Here is a 17,791-nt window from a genome sequence, read left to right as displayed (position 1 = left end):
CGGGCATGGTCGATCCACGCGATGAACGGACGGGTTCCGCGCCGCCGGACCGGGGCTGGTCGCTCGCGACGGCGTTGATCCACCATCCCTACCGTCCTCCGGCCGGGTTCGATGCGCCGCAGCCGGGGGTATTCAAAGCCTCCACGGTGTTCTTTCCGTCGGTGGCCGCGATGCGCGCGCGGCACTGGAGCGACCGGCGTGGCTACACCTACGGCCTGCACGGCACGCCGACCAGCTTCACGCTGCAGGAGCGACTGGCGACCCTCGAAGGGGGGAGCCATTGCACGCTGGCGCCCAGCGGTCTCGCGGCCATTGCACTGGTGGATTTGAGCCTTTTGGCAGCGGGGGACGAGGTGTTGCTGCCCCAGAATGCCTACGGCCCCGGGCTTGCTTTGGCACGCGACGAGTTGGCCCGCTATGGCATCGGGCACCGGCTGTACGACCCCTTGCGGCCCGAGTCCTTGAGCGAATCCTGGGGGCCGCGCGTGCGACTGGTTTGGGTCGAGGCCGCGGGCTCGGTGACGATGGAGTTTCCCGATCTGGTCGCACTCGTCGAGCGCAGCCATCGATCCGGCGCGCTCGTCGCCCTCGACAACACCTGGGGCTCGGGCCTCGCTTTTCGGCCGTTTGACCTCGTGCCGGGGCGTTCGGCGGGCCAGGAGCTGGGGGTCGACCTCAGTGTCCATGCCCTTACGAAATACCCCAGCGGCGGCGGAGACGTGCTCATGGGCAGCGTCGTGACGCGCGATGCCGTCTTGCACCGGCGCATCGAGCAAACCCATATGCGGCTGGGCCTCGGCGTCGGGGCCAACGATGTCGAAGCCGTGCTGCGCGCCCTGCCCAGTTTGGAACTGCGCTATGACGCGCAAGACGCCGCAGCGCGCACGCTGGCTCGCTGGTGCGCCCGCCGCAGCGATGTGTTTGCGCAGGTCTTGCATCCGGCGCTCGAGGGCTCACCCGGCCATGCGCATTGGCGGGTCTCGTGCTGCACCGCCCAGCGGCCCGGGGGACGCGCCGCTGGCCTGTTCAGCGTGATTTTCGATGCGCGCTACAGCCAGGCTCAGGTCGATGCGTTTTGTGACGCGCTGCGCTGCTTTCGCCTGGGCTACAGCTGGGGTGGGCCGGTCAGTTTGGTGATGCCCTACGACATTCAAAGTTTGCGCGCGCCCTGGCCGGCGCATCTGGCCCGAGGCTCGCTCGTGCGTTTCTCGGTCGGGCTCGAAGCGGTCGAGGATTTGCAGCGGGATCTCGAGCAGGGCTTGCGAGCGCTCGAACGCCACGCTGACTCCGGGCAAGGCTGACGCCATTCCTGCCGCAGCTGGCATCGGCCATGGGTTTATCGGGTCGGTGTTTTCTCTAGTGTCGATCCGGCATGAATCAGCGTACGCTGATGTTTGATTTTTATCAAACGCATTGGCGCTCGACATGTCTCATACGCTCACTTCGACCCAAACCGATACCGCCGCGTCGGGCCAAGCCACCGGCGCCGCACCATACGAGGCGAGTCCGGCGCACGCGGAGCCGGTGCCTTATTTCCCGCCGCCGCCCGTGGGGCCGCGCGCGGTGTTCCGGCCGCTTGGGTTTTCCTCGCCACTGCAATGGTTGACCCGAGGGTGGGCCGACTTTCGCGCGCATCCGGGCATCGGGCTGTTCTACGGGCTGTGTTTTTGGGCCATGGCGGTGGTCTTGGCCGCTGTCTTCCAAACCAAGCCCGAATACACCATGTCGATCGCCTCGGGCTGCTTGCTCGTCGGGCCGTTCCTGGCGCTGGGTCTTTATGAGGTGAGCCGCCGGCGCGAGCGCGGCGAGCCGGTGCGCCTGGTGGACTCACTCCTCGCTTGGCGTGGTCACGTCAAGAGCATGGGGATGCTGGTGCTGGTCTTCATGGTGCTCGAACTGCTCTGGGGCCGGGCTTCGCTCGTGGTCTTTGCGGTCTTTTTCAACACCGGCCTGCCGTCGACGGCGGGCGTGATCGAGGCCGTCTTCAACCCGGAGAACCTGGAGTTCGTCCTGGTTTATCTGGCGGTGGGGTCGGTGTTTGCGCTGCTCGTGTTTGCGACGTCTGTCGTTTCCATCCCGATGATTCTCGATCGGGACACGGATGCGATCACGGCCGCCATCCAGAGCATCCGGGTCTTTTACGAGCACCCGGGGGTGCTGCTGTTTTGGGGGGCGCTCATCGCCGTGTTGGTCTTCGTGTCGCTGTTGCCGCTGGGGGCGGGCCTGGTGTTGAGCGGCCCGCTGCTCGGCCATGCGACCTGGCACGCGTACCGGGATGTCATCGAGTGGCAGGAAGCGGAAGAGGGCGCGGCCCGCTGAACTGCTACAGTGCAGAGCCAAACCACCCTGCCGCGCCACCGATCGAGCCCCATCGAGTCGCTCCTCAGCGCCGGCCCAACCGAGAACTGCACATTGGCAACCCCGAACTACGGCTACGAGAAACGTCAGAAAGAGCTGGCGAAGAAGCGCAAGAAAGAGGAAAAGCTCAAGGCCAAGGCCGAGCGCAAGCACGGCGGCCCCGAAGACGCCGGGGCCGAGTCGGCCTTGTCGAACGACGCGTCCGCCGCGACCCCCGGGGCCGAAGCCTCTGACCGTGGGATCTCCGGCACCAGCGTGGCATAGGGCGGGGCGGAATCAGGGCCGGTGAGGGCGCTTGCTCGCCGCCGAATGTACCGAGCACCTGGGGCAGGGCTGGCCTTGCCCAGAAACTGCGTCTTCACCCCTGCAGCAACTGCGCAGCGGCTTCGTCGAAGCTGCGTGCCGTCGGGTCGGGCAGGGCCAGCGTTGGCGCGGTTGCGAAGGCGGCAAAGTTGTGGGCGGTCGATCGCTCGTAACCCGGGTCGTAGTGCAAGGCGAGCAAGCTGCGAACCAGCGTCTCGAATGCCCCGCTCCGGGCGGCGGCTTGCCACTGTTCGACCTGTTCGCGGCCCCGCAGCACGGTCAAGGCTTCGAGCCTTCGGCAGAGGTAATCGACGTCCTGGGTGAGTTGAGGGTAATCCTCGAGCAGCAGCGCCACGCGACCCGAAAGAGGCATTTCCAGGCGCACGCAGGGGCTGCGGCGCATGGACTGAATCAAGGGCTCGGGCACGAACACGTTGCCGACCTTCTTGCTTTCGGCCTCGACGTAGACCGGCTCCTCGGGCCGGAAGTGCCGCAACGCGTCCCAGAGCAGACTCTCGAAGCGTTTCTGGCTGGGCTGCGGCTGCCCCGGCACGGCACCCAGCACGGAGCTGCGATGGCAGGCGAGCGCCTCGAGATCGAGCACCTGCGCGCCGGCGCGGCCGAGGGCATGCAACAAGCGGGTCTTGCCCGTACCCGTGGGGCCGCAAATGACGCGAAAGCTCAAGCACTCGGCGCGTGCGGCGAGGTCTTCGAGCATGGCTTTGCGAAAGGCCTTGTACCCCCCCTCGATCACGCCAACCCGAAAGCCGATCTGGCCCAGCACCAGGGCCAGCGCGTTGCTGCGTTTGCCGCCGCGCCAGCAGTAGATGAGCGGGCGCCAGTCGCGCGGTTTGTCGAGCACTTCCCGCTCGATGTGCGCAGCGATGTTGCGCGCGACGAGCGCGGCGCCGATTTTCTGCGCTTCGAAGGCGCTGACCTGTTTGTAGAGGGTGCCCACGCGGACGCGCTCCTCGTCGCGCAAAGACGGCCAGTTTTGGGCGCCGGGCAGGTGGTCGTGCGCCCACTCGGACTCGCTGCGCGCATCGATGATGGTGTGGTAGCTGCCTAGGCTTTGCACGGCCTCGGCGGCGGGGATCAGGTGCACACTCATCGCAGCAGCTTTCGTAGTTGGGGCCAGACGTTGTCGAGCATGATGGCTTGGGCTTTTTCGTTGGGGTGGATCTGGTCGGCTTGAAACAGCGCCGCTGCTTCGGGCACGTCCGCCACGTTTTTGAGGAAGAAGGGCACGAGCGCCGCGCGCCGCTCGCGAGCGACTTCACGAAACACCTCGGCAAAGCGGCGCGCGTAGTCGGCGCCGTAATTGGGTGGCACCTGCATGCCCAGCAGCAGGACGCGCGCGCCGGACGCCTGAGCGAGGCTGGTCATGGCGAGCAGATGCTCGCGTGTCTGCGCGAGGTCGAGGCCGCGCATGGCATCGTTGCCGCCGAGTTCGATGATGACCACGTCGGGCTTGTGCTGCTCGAGCAGCGGGGCCAGCCGCGCGCGGCCGCCCGCCGTCGTGTCGCCGCTGATGCTGGCGTTGATCACCCGGGCCGGCACGCCTTCGGCGCGCAGCCGCGCATCGAGCAGCGCGACCCAGCCGCGTCCGCGCGGCAGACCGTACTCGGCGCTCAGCGAGTCCCCCACCACGAGGATGACCTTCGCCGTCGCCGCCAAACTCGGGCGCAGCGCAAATCCCGCGGCAGCGAGGGCTCCTCCCGAGACGATAAAGTGTCGACGTATCAATTTCGTTCCTTGTTCCATGATCCCTTCCCAGACCGCGATGATTTCGGTCGAGCACCTCACCAAAGCCGTCCAGGATTCCACCGGGACGCTCACGATTTTGCGCGATGTCGATTTCCAGGTCGCAGCGGGCGAAACGGTCGCCATCGTCGGGGCGTCGGGCTCGGGCAAAAGTACGCTGCTGTCCCTGATCGCGGGGCTCGACACGCCGACTTCAGGCACGGTTCGGATCGACGGGCTCGATCTCTACGCGCGATCGGAAGACGACCGGGCGGCGGTGCGCGCGCAGCGCATGGGGTTCGTTTTTCAAAGCTTTCAGTTGCTGGGCAGCCTCAGCGCGCTCGAAAACGTCATGCTGCCGCTGGAACTGGCCGGCCGGCGCGACGCACGGCGGCGGGCAGCGGCCATGCTCGAGCGCGTGGGGCTGGGGCAGCGACTCAACCATTACCCCAAGGTGCTGTCGGGCGGGGAGCAGCAACGGGTGGCGCTTGCGCGCGCCTTCGTCACCGAGCCCACGGTGTTGCTGGCCGACGAACCCACGGGCAGCCTCGACTTCGCTACCGGCGAGACCATCATGGAGTTGATGTTCGAGCTCAACCGCGCGCAGAAAACGACGCTGCTGCTCGTGACCCACGACCGGGCCATCGCCGAGCGCTGCCAACGGCGGCTGACGATCGAGGCGGGTCGGCTCGCCTCGGACAGTGCGGCGGTAGAGTCATTGGGCGACCTGCCGGCGTAAAGGCAACGCTGAACAAGTCCCTCGCGCGCCGCGCATCCCGGCTGCGCGCGGTCTGCGTCGTTGCAAATCCTCGCCATGGCTGCGGCTATGGCTGCGGCTTGCGCCTCGCATCCCATCCCGCGGCCGGGCGCGCGCCATCGCGGGAACTTATTCAGCGTTGCCTAAATCGGCGCTTCTTTGCTTCTCTTTCAGGAGCGCGATAATGGCCGCCATGACCCAGAAAAAAGTGCTGTTTGGCTTTCACGCCGTAGGCGTCCGCTTGAAAGTGGCCCCCGAGTCCGTGGTCGAGGTGTTTTTCGACGCCTCGCGCCGCGATGCGCGCATGCGCCACTTCCTCGAGCGCGCCCGGGAAGCCGGGGTACGCCTGACCGAGTCCGACGGCTTGCGGCTCTCCAAACTCAGCGGTGGGCACGGCCACCAAGGCATCGTGGCCCATGTGCAGCCGCTGCCGCAGACCAGCTCGCTCGACGAACTGCTCGAGCAGGTCGAGGCCCGGGGCGAAGCGCCGCTGCTGTTGGTGCTCGATGGCATCACCGATCCGCACAACCTCGGTGCCTGCCTGCGCGTGGCCGACGGGGCGGGCGCGCACGCCGTGATCGCGCCGAAGGACCATGCCGCCGGCATCAACGCCACCGTCGCCAAGGTCGCCAGCGGCGCGGCTGAGACCGTGCCGTATTTCATGGTGACCAACCTTGCGCGCACCCTCAACGAGCTCAAGGAGCGCGCTATCTGGATCATCGGCACGAGCGACGACGCCCCGCAAACGCTCTTTCAGGCCGACCTGCGCGGCCCCGTGGCGCTGGTGCTCGGTGCCGAAGGCGAGGGTATGCGTCAGCTCACCCGCAAGACCTGCGACGCGCTGGTGTCCATCCCCATGTGCGGGGCGGTCGAAAGCCTCAACGTCTCGGTGGCCAGTGGCGTGTGCCTGTATGAGGCCGTGAGACAACGCACATCACGATGAAAATGAAAGCACTCATGCACCGTCTGGCGCTGGGGTTCGGGGTGTTTTTGCTCGCATCCTGCACGCAGGAGCAGCAGAACAAGATCAGCCGCGACATCCAGAACTGGACCGGCACCAACGGCGTGGTCGAGGTCTACGCCGGCGACAAGCTGGTGCGCCGCTTCCTCAAGGTCGACAAACTCAGCACCGCCATGGGCACCGACGACGGCAAGCCGCGCGCCTACCGTTTCGGCTACGGCGTGCTCGACGAAAACCTCAACTTCGTCGCCGACCCCGGCGAGAAGAAGGTCTACTTCGAAGTCAGCGACTACGCCACCTACGTCCTGTTCGAAAACCCGCGCTGAGCCGCACGCTGCCATCTTCAGCTTCTGTTCAGGTCCGACGTGCAGACTCTTGTGCAGTCGCGTGACCGATGTCGGATGCGCGAAGTTCTCGGCGAACGTGGGCCGCCGGTTTCAAGTGCCCGTGCGCGTGAGGGAGTAACCCATGACCATCAAAGTTCGCTGGCTCGGCATTCTCGTCGGCTGCGTCGGCTGCGTCAGCTTTGGGCCGGTTTGGGCGGGTTCAGCCGCGGAAGATGTGGTCTGTACCCAAGCCCCCCGTTCCGCCTGGATCAGCGAAGCACAGGCCCGCGCCAAGTTCGGCGCTGAGAAGTTCACCCTCGTCAAGTTCAAGATCTCGCGCGGCAACTGCTACGAGTTCTACGCCATCGCCAAGGACGGCACCGCGGTCGAAGCCTATTACGACCCCGTGAGCGGTGAGCCCGTCATCTACAACCGGGTCGCGCTCGACCGCACGGGCGATACCCGCTACGAGAGCCAGCGCGCGCGGCGCTGAAGCTCACCCTGGTGGCCCCACGCACGGCCACGGAGGCGCGGCCCAAGTCCCTCAGGCTCGCGCCGACACCGCTGCAGCGACCGCCAGAAAGCCAAGCGTCATGTTCACCAGGACGAGCACGCGGATGCGGTTGAGCACCGCCGCTGCGGCGGGCCACTGACGGGCATCGACGGCGCGGCAGAGCGCCCGGTAGAGGCCACCGTAGATGAAGCTGAAGATCACCGCCATCAGCAGGCCGATGGCGAGCATCAGATGCCAGCCCATAGGAGCCTGCCCCATGCCGACCTGCAGGAGCAACCACACGCCGCTGGCCACCAGCGCTACCACCGCCACGGCCACCATACGGAAAAATCGGCCCAACGCCTGCGCCATCAGTGGCAGACGTTGCGGCGGCTCCAGCACCTGCGTCGCCGCAGGCCGCAGCGCAAAGTGCGCGAACACCATGCCGCCCAGCCAGACGATGGCGCCGGCCAGATGCGTGAACACCAGCAGGAAATCAATCAGGGAAGACATGGCCGAAGGTCCTCAAGAATCTCTAAAACGATAGCAGATACCGCCCATTTCACGCTGGCAATCCGCTTGGGGCAATACGGAACTGGGTTCCGAGATGGTGTGCCCCGCATCCCGGATGCGCCACGCGCGATCGACGGGTTCACCGTTGCGCTAAACCCAGCCCAAGGCCCCCAGCAGGCCGCCGGCGGCAAGCAACCACAACAGGTGGATGCGGGTGCGCCAGACCAGCAGCAGGGCCGCCAGCGTCAGCAGCGACAGTCGCCACTGCTGCTGCAGCGCCGGGGCGCCGCCGGCGAGCACCCAGGCGCTCGCCAGCAGCAAGGCCACCACGATCGGCGCCAGCCCCGCCTTGAAGGCGCGCACCGCGCGCAGCTCGCGGTTGCGGTGCGCCCACTGTGTGGCGTTGTAGCTCAGAACCGACGAAGGCAGCAAGATACCACCCATGCTCGCGGCCACCCCGAGCAGGCCCTTGAGCACCGCCGCCGCCCCTGCGGCGAGCCCGCCGGCCGCATTGAGGCCCACATTCCACCCCATGAGCGCCACGAACAGCACGTTCGGGCCGGGCGCGGCCTGCGCCAGCGCGAGACAGGCCGCGAATTGCGCTTCGCTTAGCCAAGCCCGTTCAAGGACCAGGTAGCGGTGCATGTCGGGCACGGCGCTGATGGCGCCGCCCACACTCAGCAGAGAAAGCGTCACGAAGTGCGTGAAGAGATCGAACCAATCGGCCACGCCGAGGGACAGAACAGGCGGGCTCGTCATGGCTGCCGCTCCGAAGCAGCGTCGGCGCGCTTGCCGCCCGCGCGGGCCAGTTGCCGCCAAGCCCAGGCGAAGCCGGTGAGGCCCAGCCCCGGCAGCACCCAGGGCAACGGCCAGCGCAGCAACGCTACCCCAACGAAGGTGGCTGCGGCCAAGGCTGCACAGACGTGCCAACCCATCACGTTGTGCCGCAAGGCTGGGAGCAGCTTCAGGCCCGTTGCAGCGATCAGCCCCGCGACCACCGCGCCCATGCCGCGCAGTGCGCCTTGTGCCTGCGGCGAGTCGGCCACGCCGGTGAACAGCACTGCCACCAGGATCGCAATCGCCATGGGCACCACCAGCATGCCCGCAAGCGCGGCCAAGGCTCCGCCCAAGCCGAAGGCGCGCCCACCAATCATCATGGCAAGGTTGACCACGTTCGGGCCGGGCATGATCTGCGCGACCGCCCAGTCCTCGGCGAATTGCTCGGGCGTGAGCCAGCGCTTTCTCTCCACCAGTTCGCGCTGCACCACCGCCACCACGCCGCCAAAGCCTTGCAGCGCCATCGCCGTGAAAGAGAGGAACAGGTCCGTCTTCGAGCGCGGCTGGGGCAGTGGTGCCGCCGGATCGCTGGGGGTCGAGTGCACCGGGGTCACACCGTCATTCCGCCCGAAACCTCGATCACCGCGCCGTTGATGTAGCTTGCTTCGTCGCTCGCCAAGAAGGCGTAGACGTTGGCGATCTCCTCAGGCTGGCCCAAGCGCCGCAGCGGCACGCGGTGCTCCATCTCGGCGATGACCTTGTCGGGGATGGTGCCGAGGATCGGCGTCTGCACGAAGCCGGGGGCCACCGCGTTCACCCGCACGCCCTTGGGGCCAAGTTCGCGGCTCCAGGTCTTGGTGAAGCCGATGACGCCGAACTTGCTGGCGGCGTAATTCGTCTGACCGAAGTTGCCGTAGATGCCGACCACCGAACTGGCGTTGAGGATGGCACCCGAACCCTGGTTGACCATGGTGTCGGCGACGGCTTGTGCGCAGTGAAACACGCCGCGCAGGTTCACGTCGATCACGCGGTCGAACTGCTCGATCGTCATCTTTTGCAGCCGCGCATCCTGCGTGATGCCCGCGTTGTTGACGAGCACGTCGATGCGGCCCATGCGTTCGAGGACCTGCGTCACCACGGCATCGACCATCGCGCGCTGCGTCACATCCATGACGAAGCCAAGCGCCTCGGCGCCGGTCGCCTGGCACTGCGCCACCGCGGCGTCGACCGCGTCCTGGCGCACGTCGCAGACGACCACGCGCGCGCCTTCCTGGGCAAACTTGAGCGCCGTGGCGAGGCCTATGCCCTGCGCGGCACCGGTGATGATCGAGACTTTGTTTTCGAGGCGTTTCATGGTCGTCGGGGAAGCGTCGGATGGAAAAGAAAAAGCGACGGCAAAACCGTCGCGTCGGTCGCAGCCGAGAATTATCGCCAAGCCAGCCGCGCGCTGTTGCGCTGCAGCAAGCGTCTTGCGCACGCCGTCGGCGCTTACCAACGCGGCTCGCGCGCCCGGAGGGTGGCGCGCACCTCGGGGCTGAGGGCAAAGCCCGGGCCGTGGGCGCGCGCGAGCGCGTCGGCGCGTTCGAAGAAGCGGTCGACACCCATGCCATAGATGAACTGCAAGGCGCCACCGGTCCAGGCCGGAAAGCCGATGCCGAAAATCGAGCCGATGTTGGCTTCGGCAACCGAGTTCAGCACGCCTTCGGCCAGACAACGGGCCGTCTCGATGGACTGGCGCCAGAGCAGCCGGTCTTTGACCTCCTGTACGTCCCAGGCGCGCTCGGGCCGCTCGAACAAGGTCTTGAGTTCGGGCCACAGGCGCTTCTTTTGTCCGGGGGGATAGTCGTAGAAGCCGCCTCCGGCCGCGCGACCCAGGCGGTGGAACTCTTTGACCATGCGCTCGACCAACTGCTCGCCCGGGGTGGGCTCGTAGGTTTTCCCCTCAGCCGCAAAGTCGGCTCGGGTCTGGTCGAGCACATGGACGGAAAGTGCGAGCGAAGTCTCATCGAGCACCGCCAGCGGCCCGACCGGCATGCCCGCCTGCACGGCGGCGTTCTCGATCACCGGCGCCGGGATGCCCTCGCCCAGCATCGCGGCACCTTCCATCACATAGGTGCCGAAGGTGCGGCTGGTGTAAAAGCCGCGCGCATCGTTGACCAGGATCGGCAGCTTGCCGAGCGCGCGCACGTAGTCGAAGGCGCGCGCGACGGTTTCGTCGTCGGTCTGGCGGCCGCGGATGATCTCCACGAGCTGCATCTTGTCCACCGGGCTGAAGAAATGAATGCCGATGAATTTCTGCGGCTGCGCCGAGGCTTGCGCCAGGCTGCTGATCGGCAGCGTCGAGGTGTTGCTGGCGAAGAAGCCCCCCGGTGCCAGCATGGGCTCGGCCTCTTGCGTCACCTCGGCCTTGAGCCCGCGGTTTTCGAACACCGCCTCGATGATGAGCTCGCAGCCGCGCAGATCGTCGACCCGCTCGGTCGCCTCGATGCGCGCGAGCAGCGCGGCCTGCTCGTGCTCGGTCATGCGGCCCTTGGCCACGCGCGCGGCGCTCGAATCCACGCTGTAGGCTTTGCCGTGCTCGGCTTTGGCCTGTGTGACGTCTTTGAGGATGGTGTGGATGCCCCGGCTCGCCTGCGCCCAGGCGATGCCCGCGCCCATCATGCCGGCACCCAGAATGCCCACGCGCCGCGGCGTGAAGCGCGGCACCTCGCGCGGGCGGCTCTGCGCGGCCTTGACCGCGTTGAGGTCGAAGAAGAAAGTATTGATCATGTTGCGCGCGACCGGCGTGACCATCACGCGCGCCAGATAGCGGCTCTCGATGCGCATCGCGGTATCGAAGTCCACCAAAGCACCTTCGACCATGGCAGCGAGGATGGCTTCGGGTGCGGGGTACAGGCCGCGGGTCTTCTTCTTCAGCATCGCGGGCGCGACCACGAGCCCCTGGGCGATCTTGGGGTTCGTGGGCGTCCCCCCGGGCAGCCGATAGTCCTTGCGGTCCCAGGGCTGCTGGGCGGCGCTGGGCTGGCCCTGCACACCGCCGATCCAACGGAGCGCTTGCGCCTGCAGCGCCTCGGGCGTGTCGACGAGTTCGTGCACCAGGCCGAGCTCGAGCGCTTCGGCCGGCCCGAAGAGCCTGCCTTCGATCAGATAGGGCTGTGCTCCCATGAGTCCGAGCAGCCGGGTCATCTTCGTGATGCCACCGCCGCCCGGAATCAGGCCGAGCGTGACTTCGGGCAGGCCAAACTGAATCTTGGCGTCCTTCAAGGCCACGCGGTGGTGGCCGACCAGGGCAACCTCCCACCCGCCGCCGAGCGCGCTGCCGTTGAGCGCACTCACCACCGGCACGCCCAGCGTCTCGAGGGTGCGGAACTGCCGCTTCATGCGCTCGATCTGGGCAAACGCGGCTGGACCGTCCTCGGGCTTCATGCGCATGACGCTCTTGAGGTCGGCGCCGGCGAAGAAGCTCGACTTGGCCGAGGCCAGAATCAAGCCACGCAGCGACGCCCGCTCAGCGGCCAGGTGTTGGGTGACGGTTTCGAGGTCGTCCTGCCACTGCAGGCTCATGGTGTTGACCGGTGCGCCTTGCGCATCGAAGGTCAACACCGCCACGCGGCCATAGGGCAGTTCCAGGGTATCCAGACGCAGGGTTTGCAGAATCATGGTGCGCAGGCTCCGGCTTCAGACACGTTCGACGATGGTGGCAATGCCCATGCCGCCGCCCACACACAAAGTCGCCAGGCCGTAGCGCAACTGGCGGCGGTGCAGTTCGTCGATCAGGGTGCCGAGAATCATGGCGCCGGTGGCGCCGAGCGGATGGCCCATCGCGATGGCGCCACCGTTGACGTTGAGCCTTTCGGCCGGCACGCCCATGTCTTTCATGAATTTCATCGGCACGGCGGCGAACGCTTCGTTCACCTCGAACAGGTCGATCTGGTCGATGCGCAGACCCGCCTTGGCCAAGGCCTTGCGGGTGGCTGGCATGGGCCCGGTGAGCATGATGGTCGGGTCGGCACCCGAGACGGCGGCGGCCACGATGCGCGCGCGCGGCGTCAGGCCCAGGCTGTTGCCGGCTTCCTCCGAACCGATGAGCACTGCCGCGGCACCATCGACGATGCCCGAGGAATTGCCCGCATGGTGCACATGCTCGATGCGTTCGACCTGCGGATAGCGCTGCAGCGCGACGGCGTCGAAGCCCATGGCGCCGAGCTGCTCGAACGAGGGCTTGAGCTGGGCCAAGCCTTCGAGCGTGGTGTGGGGTTTGATGAACTCATCGCGCGCGAGGATGACCTGGCCCAGCGCATCGCGCACCGGCACGATCGATCGGTCGAAATAGCCCGCGTCGCGCGAGCGGGCGGCGCGCTGCTGGCTCTCGAGGGCGAATTCATCGACGTCACCGCGCGTAAAGCCCTCAAGCGTGGCGATCAGGTCGGCGCCGATGCCCTGCGGCACGAACAGCGTCTGGCTGTTGGTCTCGGGGTCCATCGCCCAGGCGCCGCCGTCGCTGCCGATGGGCACGCGGCTCATGCTCTCCACGCCGCCCGCGACCACCAGCGACTCCCAGCCGCTCTTCACCTTCATCGCTGCCAGGTTGACCGCCTCGAGGCCCGAGGCGCAAAAACGGTTGAGCTGCACGCCCGCGGCCTGCCAGTCCCATCCCGCTTTGAGCGCGGCGATCTTGGGCAGCACCGAGCCCTGTTCGCCCACGGGTGAGACGATGCCCATGACCACATCGTCGACCCGGGCGGTGTCGAGATCGTTGCGCTGCTGCAGCTCGCGCAGCAGGCCGGCCAGCAGGTCAATGGGTTTGACTTCATAGAGGCTGCCGTCCTTCTTCCCCTTGCCGCGGGGGGTTCGGATGGCGTCAAAGACGAACGCTTCGGTCATGGGGGGCTCCGGGGTGAGGCATGGGCGACCCTGGTCCGGTCGCAGGGCGCAGTATAGTTTTACCGAGCGCTTGCTTTGTGAAATTTGTTTGTGCATCCGTCCAACAGGTGACACCCATGATCGAACGCCGCCTTTTCAGCCCCGAACACGAGGCCTTCCGCGAGAGTTTTCGCCGCTTCATCGAGCGCGAAATCACCCCCCACCACGAAGCTTGGGAAGATCAAGGCTTCGTGGACCGCGAGGTCTGGCGCAAGGCCGGCGCCCACGGCTTTCTGTGCATGACCCTGCCCGAGGCCTATGGAGGTGCCGGGGCAGACAAGCTGTATTCGGTCGCGCAAATGGAGGAACTGGCCCGCGCGGGCACGACCGGCATCGGCTTTGGCCTGCACAGCGAAATCGTCGCGCCCTACATCCTGCATTACGGCACCGAAGACCAAAAAGCCCGGTATTTGCCGCGACTCGCCAGTGGCGAGATGGTCGGCGCGATTGCCATGAGCGAGCCTGCCGCGGGCAGCGACCTGCAAGGCATCCGCACCACCGCGCTGCGCCAGCCCGACGGCAGCTATGTGCTCAACGGCAGCAAGACCTTCATCACCAACGGTTGGCATGCCGACCTGGTGATCGTCGTCGCCAAGACCGACCCCGCAGCCGGCGCCAAGGGCACCAGCCTGTTCCTGGTCGAGCGCGGCATGGCGGGCTTCGAGCGTGGGCGGCGGTTGAAGAAGCTCGGGCTCAAGGCGCAGGACACCTCGGAGCTGTTCTTCCATGACGTGTCGTTGCCCGCAGAAAACCTGCTCGGCGGCGCGGCCTACGAGAACCGCGGCTTCGTCTGCCTGATGGAACAACTGCCCTGGGAGCGCCTGCAGATCGCCATCGGGGCGGTCGCCGCAGCCGAAGCAGCCATCGAATGGACGCTGGCCTACGTCAAAGAGCGCAAGGCCTTCGGCCAGCCGATCGGCGCATTCCAGAACACCCGCTTCAAGCTCGCCGAGCTGGCCACCGAGGTGCAGGTCGCGCGCGTGTTCGTCGACCGCTGCTGCGAATTGATCCTGAACGACCAGCTCGACACCGCCACCGCCAGCATGGCGAAATACTGGTGCAGCGACCTGCAATGCAAGGTGATGGACGAGTGCGTGCAGCTCTTCGGCGGCTATGGCTACATGTGGGAATACCCGATCACCCGCGCGTATGCCGATGCGCGGGTGCAGCGCATCTACGGCGGCACGAACGAAATCATGAAAGAGTTGATCGCACGTCAGCTTGGGCTCAGTGGTCGCTGAACCCGATCCCGGTGCGCCGCGCGCGCCCTCGCGGGACCGCGCTCAGCGCTGACCCAGCCGGCGCACGGCCCCTTCGAGTGCCGCCGCATTGAGCGGGCCGAAATGGGCTTCGAGCATCCGACCGTCGGCATCGATGAAGATGGTCGTCGGGAGCCCGCGGCTACCGAGCGCAGCGCCCAAGCGCCGTTCAGGGTCCAGCAGCACCTGGGCGAGCGGCGGCTGCAGCGTTTGGCGATACCGCGCCACCGTCGCCGCCGGCTCGCCCTGGTTCACGAAGATGAAAGCGACCTCGGGATGGCGCTCCTGCGCCTGGGCAAAGGTCGGCATCTCGGCGCGGCAGGGGCCGCACCAGCTGGCCCAGAGATTGACAACCGCCGATCGGCCCGCCGCCGCCTCCCGAAGCGAAACCGTCGCGCCCAACCCGCCACCCGCGTCGAGCGCGGCCAAGCGCAGCTCCTGCAGGGCGGGCAAGCTGCTATCTGCCGTCGGCAGCAACAAGGCCCGGGCAAGCAGGTACACCCCGATGCCCACTGAGGCCGCGGCCCCTAGGGGCATCCGCAAGGCCGCATCGCCGCGCGCCCGAACCGCGATCCACACCAGCCCGGCGGCGATGCCGGCCAGCAGCATCCAACCTCCGTCGCGCAGGTCGAGCACCGCCCAGGGCAGGGCGGCATAGGCCGAAGCGTTCAGTCCGACATGGGCCAGCCGCGCGGCCAACAGGCCCACCGCCAGCGCTTGCGTGAGAAGCCGCCCAGCGTGTTCGGCATGGGAGGCGGATGCTTCGAGGGTTTCCCCCCGTCGCAGGGCCAGGCGCTGCGCCAGCGTGCGCGCCAAAAGGCCCGCGAGCCACGCGGCGGCGACCAGCAGCACGGGTGCGAGCGGCAGCGCGATCGGCCCAAGGGGTATGGACAGCATCGAGACTCCGGGGGAACCGCGCGCCGGTCAGGCGAGCGTGTAGTCGGCCCAGTTCGGGCGACGCACGGCGCGCACGTATTCGGCGGTGAAGCCCGGGAAAAGCGCGACGATACGGCCGTTTTCCATGCGGTACCAGCTCCGGCACAGGCTCCAGACCGAGCCCGCCAGCCGGGACTGCAAGCGCTCGTTCCAGCGCCGTTGCGCCTCGGCACGCACCTCGATCGCGCGGTGCTCGCCCGCGCGCACGGCGCTCATGCAGGCGAGCACATGCTCGACCTCGGGTTCGATGTAGAGCAGTGTGGACGTGTGGCCGGTAGCGGTATTCGGGCCGAGCAGCAAGAAAAAGTTCGGGAAACCCGCGACGCTCACGCCCAGATAGGCCTCGGGGCCCTTGGCCCAGGCATCGCTGAGCCGCAGGCCCTCTCGACCACGCACCTCGACCGAAGAGAGCAGGTGCACGGTATCGAAACCGGTGGCGCAGATCAGTACGTCGAGCGCGCGCTCCTGGCCGTCTGCGGTCACGATGCCGCGCTCGGTGATGCGCACGATCGGCTCGGTGACGAGTTCGACATGGGGCTGCGCGAGTGCCGGGTAATACTCGTTCGAGTAAATGATGCGCTTACAGCCCAAGGGGTAGGGCGGCGTGAGCCGTTCGCGCAGGGTGGGGTCGGCAATCTGGCGTTCTCGTAGCGCGCGTGCGGCGCGCAACATGCCGCGCCGCGCAAGCGTGCCCTCGTCAAAGCCTTTGCGACCCCATTCGAGCACCGCGATCCAAAATGTGCGAACGGCACGTGCATAGGGAGGAAACTGCGCGAGCACGCGGTCGAGGGCGCCATAACGGCGGTCGAGCCGCGGCAGCACCCAGTTGGCCGTGCGCTGAAAAACATGCAGTCGCGCAGCCTGCGCGGCCATCGGCGGGATGAGTTGCGAAGCGGTCGATCCGGTGCCGATGACGCCCACCCGGCGGCCCGCAACCGCGACCGAGTCATCCCAGCGGGCAGAGTGCAAGCGCTCGCCCGCGTAGCGCTCGAGCCCCTCGATTTCGGGCCAGCGCGGCTGATTCAAGGGGCCGGTGCTGCAGACGAAGAAGCGCGCACGCAAGGTCTGGCCCGCTTCGGTTTCGAGGATCCAGCGCCCGCTGTCCGCGTCGAACTGCGCCCGCACCAGCCGCGTGCGCAAGCGCAGGTGGGGCAGCAAACCCAGGCGTTCGGCCAGCGCCTGCATGTAGCGCTGAATCTCGGGGGCCGAAGCGAACCGGCGTGACCAACGCGGATTGGGCGCGAAGCTGAACGAATACACCGGGGCCGGCACGTCCACATGGGCGCCCGGATAGCGGTTGTCCCACCAGGTCCCTCCGAGGCCGGGCTGCTTTTCGAGGATGACAAAGTCGCGCCGGCCCTCGCGCAGCAGACCCGCCGCCATGCACAAGCCCGACATGCCCGCGCCGAGAATCACCACTTCCCGATCTTCCGGCTCCTCGGCCGATCCCCCCGGAGGGTGCTGCGCATCGATCTGTTCGAGCAGGAAGCGGGCGGCGCGGTCGACCGCCTGGTCGGCACTGGGTAGGGCATGCACGTGCATCTGGAACACATGCCAGCGGTGCCGGGTGACCTCGCAGCGCACGCTTGGGTTGCCCGCCTGCAACAGTGCGTCATGCAAGGCCAGTGCCATCGGGTGCAGCAGCTCGTCGGTGCCGCACTGGATCAGCACGGGCGGCAGACGGCCGAGGTCGCCGCGCATCGGGGAGACGAGCGGGTCGAGCACGCGCACGGCGAATTCGGCCTCGAGCTCGGGCTGCGGCCGCTCGCCAGACAGCGCCGAAGCGCCGAACAGATAGAGCCGCGCACAGACCTGGGCCCAGGCGACGCTCAACATGGCTTCGCCCGGAGGCTCGGGCGGCGGCGGGTCGGGAACGACCAGGTCGGCCCAGGGGGAGAGCAGCCAGAGTCCCGCGGGCGGCGGGTCGCCCGCGTCGCGCAGCGCCAAGGCCAGTGCCAGGGTCAGGCCACCACCGGCCGAGTCGCCGGCGACGACCACGGGCCCCTGCGCGCGCAGCGCCCGGTAGGCCGCCAGGGCATCCTCCAGGCCCGCGGGGAATGGATGCTCGGGCGCTAACCGGTAGTCGGCCGAAAACACCGGCAAGCCGGTGGCCCAGGCGATGCGGGCCGTCAGCGCCCGGTGCGTCGCCGTTGAGCCCACGCAATACGCGCCGCCATGCAGGTAGAGCAGGGTGCCGGCCCGCAAAGCCGGGCCGTCGCGTCGAAACCACTCGCCGCGCACGCCGGCGACCTCGCCTGCCTCGCGCCGCACGCCGCGCTGCTGGATCGCAATGCGCGAAAGCGCCTCGAGCCAGCGGCGTTGGAAAGCCACCGAAAAACGGGGTGAAAATACCGGCTTGAGGAGCAGTCGCAGCGTCCAGCGCAAAATGAAGGCCACGACGCGTTCGCGCCAACCGTCGGGGGTGTACTCAGCCAGCATCGA

At 67.4% G+C, this 17,791-nt stretch carries 18 protein-coding genes; 8 read left to right on the top strand and 10 right to left on the bottom strand.

All coding sequences use genetic code 11. The features are described 5' to 3' along the window. Nucleotides 1–5: 5 nt before the first annotated feature. The 3 genes from EDC62_RS06640 (at nucleotide 6) to EDC62_RS06630 (ending at nucleotide 2,622) form a co-directional block, all read left to right on the top strand. Nucleotides 6–1,301: a PLP-dependent transferase gene (locus tag EDC62_RS06640; protein WP_124221840.1), complete on the top strand. Its 1,296-nt coding sequence runs from the start codon at nucleotides 6–8 to the stop codon at nucleotides 1,299–1,301. 124 nt (nucleotides 1,302–1,425) lie between these two features. After that, nucleotides 1,426–2,319, top strand: a complete 894-nt coding sequence (locus EDC62_RS06635; RefSeq protein ID WP_124221837.1) for a DUF2189 domain-containing protein — start codon at nucleotides 1,426–1,428, stop codon at nucleotides 2,317–2,319. 93 nt (nucleotides 2,320–2,412) lie between these two features. Beyond that, nucleotides 2,413–2,622: a hypothetical protein gene (locus tag EDC62_RS06630; RefSeq protein ID WP_124221834.1), complete on the top strand. Its 210-nt coding sequence runs from the start codon at nucleotides 2,413–2,415 to the stop codon at nucleotides 2,620–2,622. 94 nt (nucleotides 2,623–2,716) lie between these two features. Here EDC62_RS06630 and mnmH read toward each other — a convergent pair whose 3' ends face one another. Together mnmH and EDC62_RS06620 are read right to left on the bottom strand one after the other, a co-directional pair. After that, nucleotides 2,717–3,772 (bottom strand): tRNA 2-selenouridine(34) synthase MnmH, encoded by a 1,056-nt coding sequence (mnmH, locus tag EDC62_RS06625; RefSeq protein WP_124221831.1) that lies wholly within the window; start codon nucleotides 3,770–3,772, stop codon nucleotides 2,717–2,719. Then, the gene (locus EDC62_RS06620) at nucleotides 3,769–4,425 is read right to left on the bottom strand and encodes an arylesterase (protein WP_124221828.1); all 657 of its coding nucleotides are present in this window, start codon (nucleotides 4,423–4,425) and stop codon (nucleotides 3,769–3,771) included. The genes mnmH and EDC62_RS06620 overlap by 4 nt, the downstream gene beginning before the upstream one ends. Here EDC62_RS06620 and EDC62_RS06615 point away from each other — a divergent pair. The 4 genes from EDC62_RS06615 to EDC62_RS06600 all read left to right on the top strand — a co-directional run bounded on the left by EDC62_RS06615 (nucleotide 4,424) and on the right by EDC62_RS06600 (nucleotide 6,941). Further along, nucleotides 4,424–5,143: an ABC transporter ATP-binding protein gene (locus EDC62_RS06615; RefSeq protein ID WP_124221825.1), complete on the top strand. Its 720-nt coding sequence runs from the start codon at nucleotides 4,424–4,426 to the stop codon at nucleotides 5,141–5,143. The genes EDC62_RS06620 and EDC62_RS06615 overlap by 2 nt on opposite strands. Nucleotides 5,144–5,354: 211 nt before the next feature. Next, the gene (gene rlmB / locus EDC62_RS06610) at nucleotides 5,355–6,104 is read left to right on the top strand and encodes a 23S rRNA (guanosine(2251)-2'-O)-methyltransferase RlmB (protein WP_124221823.1); all 750 of its coding nucleotides are present in this window, start codon (nucleotides 5,355–5,357) and stop codon (nucleotides 6,102–6,104) included. Further along, nucleotides 6,101–6,448, top strand: a complete 348-nt coding sequence (locus EDC62_RS06605; protein WP_124221821.1) for a hypothetical protein — start codon at nucleotides 6,101–6,103, stop codon at nucleotides 6,446–6,448. The genes rlmB and EDC62_RS06605 overlap by 4 nt, the downstream gene beginning before the upstream one ends. Nucleotides 6,449–6,590: 142 nt before the next feature. Next, nucleotides 6,591–6,941, top strand: a complete 351-nt coding sequence (locus EDC62_RS06600; RefSeq protein ID WP_124221818.1) for a PepSY domain-containing protein — start codon at nucleotides 6,591–6,593, stop codon at nucleotides 6,939–6,941. 51 nt (nucleotides 6,942–6,992) lie between these two features. On the opposite strand, the gene EDC62_RS06595 is transcribed toward EDC62_RS06600, so the two are convergent. From EDC62_RS06595 to EDC62_RS06570, 6 genes are all read right to left on the bottom strand, one after another. Next, nucleotides 6,993–7,454 carry a DUF4149 domain-containing protein gene (locus EDC62_RS06595; protein WP_211330938.1) on the bottom strand — a complete coding sequence of 154 codons (462 nt, stop codon included), beginning with the start codon at nucleotides 7,452–7,454 and terminating at the stop codon, nucleotides 6,993–6,995. A gap of 150 nt (nucleotides 7,455–7,604) precedes the next feature. Then, nucleotides 7,605–8,213: a chromate transporter gene (locus tag EDC62_RS06590; RefSeq protein WP_124221815.1), complete on the bottom strand. Its 609-nt coding sequence runs from the start codon at nucleotides 8,211–8,213 to the stop codon at nucleotides 7,605–7,607. Next, complete coding sequence (locus EDC62_RS06585; protein WP_124222029.1) at nucleotides 8,210–8,836, bottom strand: chromate transporter; 627 nt, start codon at nucleotides 8,834–8,836, stop codon at nucleotides 8,210–8,212. Before EDC62_RS06585 ends, EDC62_RS06590 begins: the two co-directional genes overlap by 4 nt. A 5-nt stretch (nucleotides 8,837–8,841) precedes the next feature. Further along, a complete protein-coding gene (gene fabG / locus EDC62_RS06580; RefSeq protein WP_124221812.1) occupies nucleotides 8,842–9,585 on the bottom strand; it encodes a 3-oxoacyl-ACP reductase FabG in 744 nt (247 codons plus the stop codon). Between the two features lie 134 nt (nucleotides 9,586–9,719). After that, nucleotides 9,720–11,891 carry a 3-hydroxyacyl-CoA dehydrogenase NAD-binding domain-containing protein gene (locus tag EDC62_RS06575; RefSeq protein ID WP_245968781.1) on the bottom strand — a complete coding sequence of 724 codons (2,172 nt, stop codon included), beginning with the start codon at nucleotides 11,889–11,891 and terminating at the stop codon, nucleotides 9,720–9,722. 18 nt (nucleotides 11,892–11,909) lie between these two features. Continuing rightward, nucleotides 11,910–13,115, bottom strand: coding sequence for an acetyl-CoA C-acetyltransferase (locus tag EDC62_RS06570; protein WP_124221810.1), 1,206 nt, complete (start codon nucleotides 13,113–13,115; stop codon nucleotides 11,910–11,912). A gap of 116 nt (nucleotides 13,116–13,231) precedes the next feature. On the opposite strand from EDC62_RS06570, the gene EDC62_RS06565 reads away from it, so the two are divergent. After that, on the top strand, nucleotides 13,232–14,395 hold the full coding sequence (locus tag EDC62_RS06565; RefSeq protein WP_124221807.1) for an acyl-CoA dehydrogenase family protein: 1,164 nt from the start codon (nucleotides 13,232–13,234) through the stop codon (nucleotides 14,393–14,395). A 42-nt stretch (nucleotides 14,396–14,437) separates the two neighbouring features. Here EDC62_RS06565 and EDC62_RS06560 read toward each other — a convergent pair whose 3' ends face one another. Together EDC62_RS06560 and EDC62_RS06555 are read right to left on the bottom strand one after the other, a co-directional pair. Continuing rightward, nucleotides 14,438–15,310, bottom strand: a complete 873-nt coding sequence (locus EDC62_RS06560; protein ID WP_124221805.1) for a TlpA disulfide reductase family protein — start codon at nucleotides 15,308–15,310, stop codon at nucleotides 14,438–14,440. Between the two features lie 27 nt (nucleotides 15,311–15,337). Next, entirely contained in the window at nucleotides 15,338–17,788 is a 2,451-nt protein-coding gene (locus tag EDC62_RS06555) for an alpha/beta hydrolase fold domain-containing protein (RefSeq protein WP_124221803.1), read from the bottom strand. Nucleotides 17,789–17,791: the final 3 nt, after the last annotated feature.

This window comes from Tibeticola sediminis (assembly GCF_003843835.1).
Classification (GTDB): Bacteria; Pseudomonadota; Gammaproteobacteria; order Burkholderiales; family Burkholderiaceae_C; genus Tibeticola; species Tibeticola sediminis.
The sequence above is the reverse complement of the archived record's forward strand: the minus strand, read 5'-3'. Positions and strand labels throughout refer to the sequence as shown.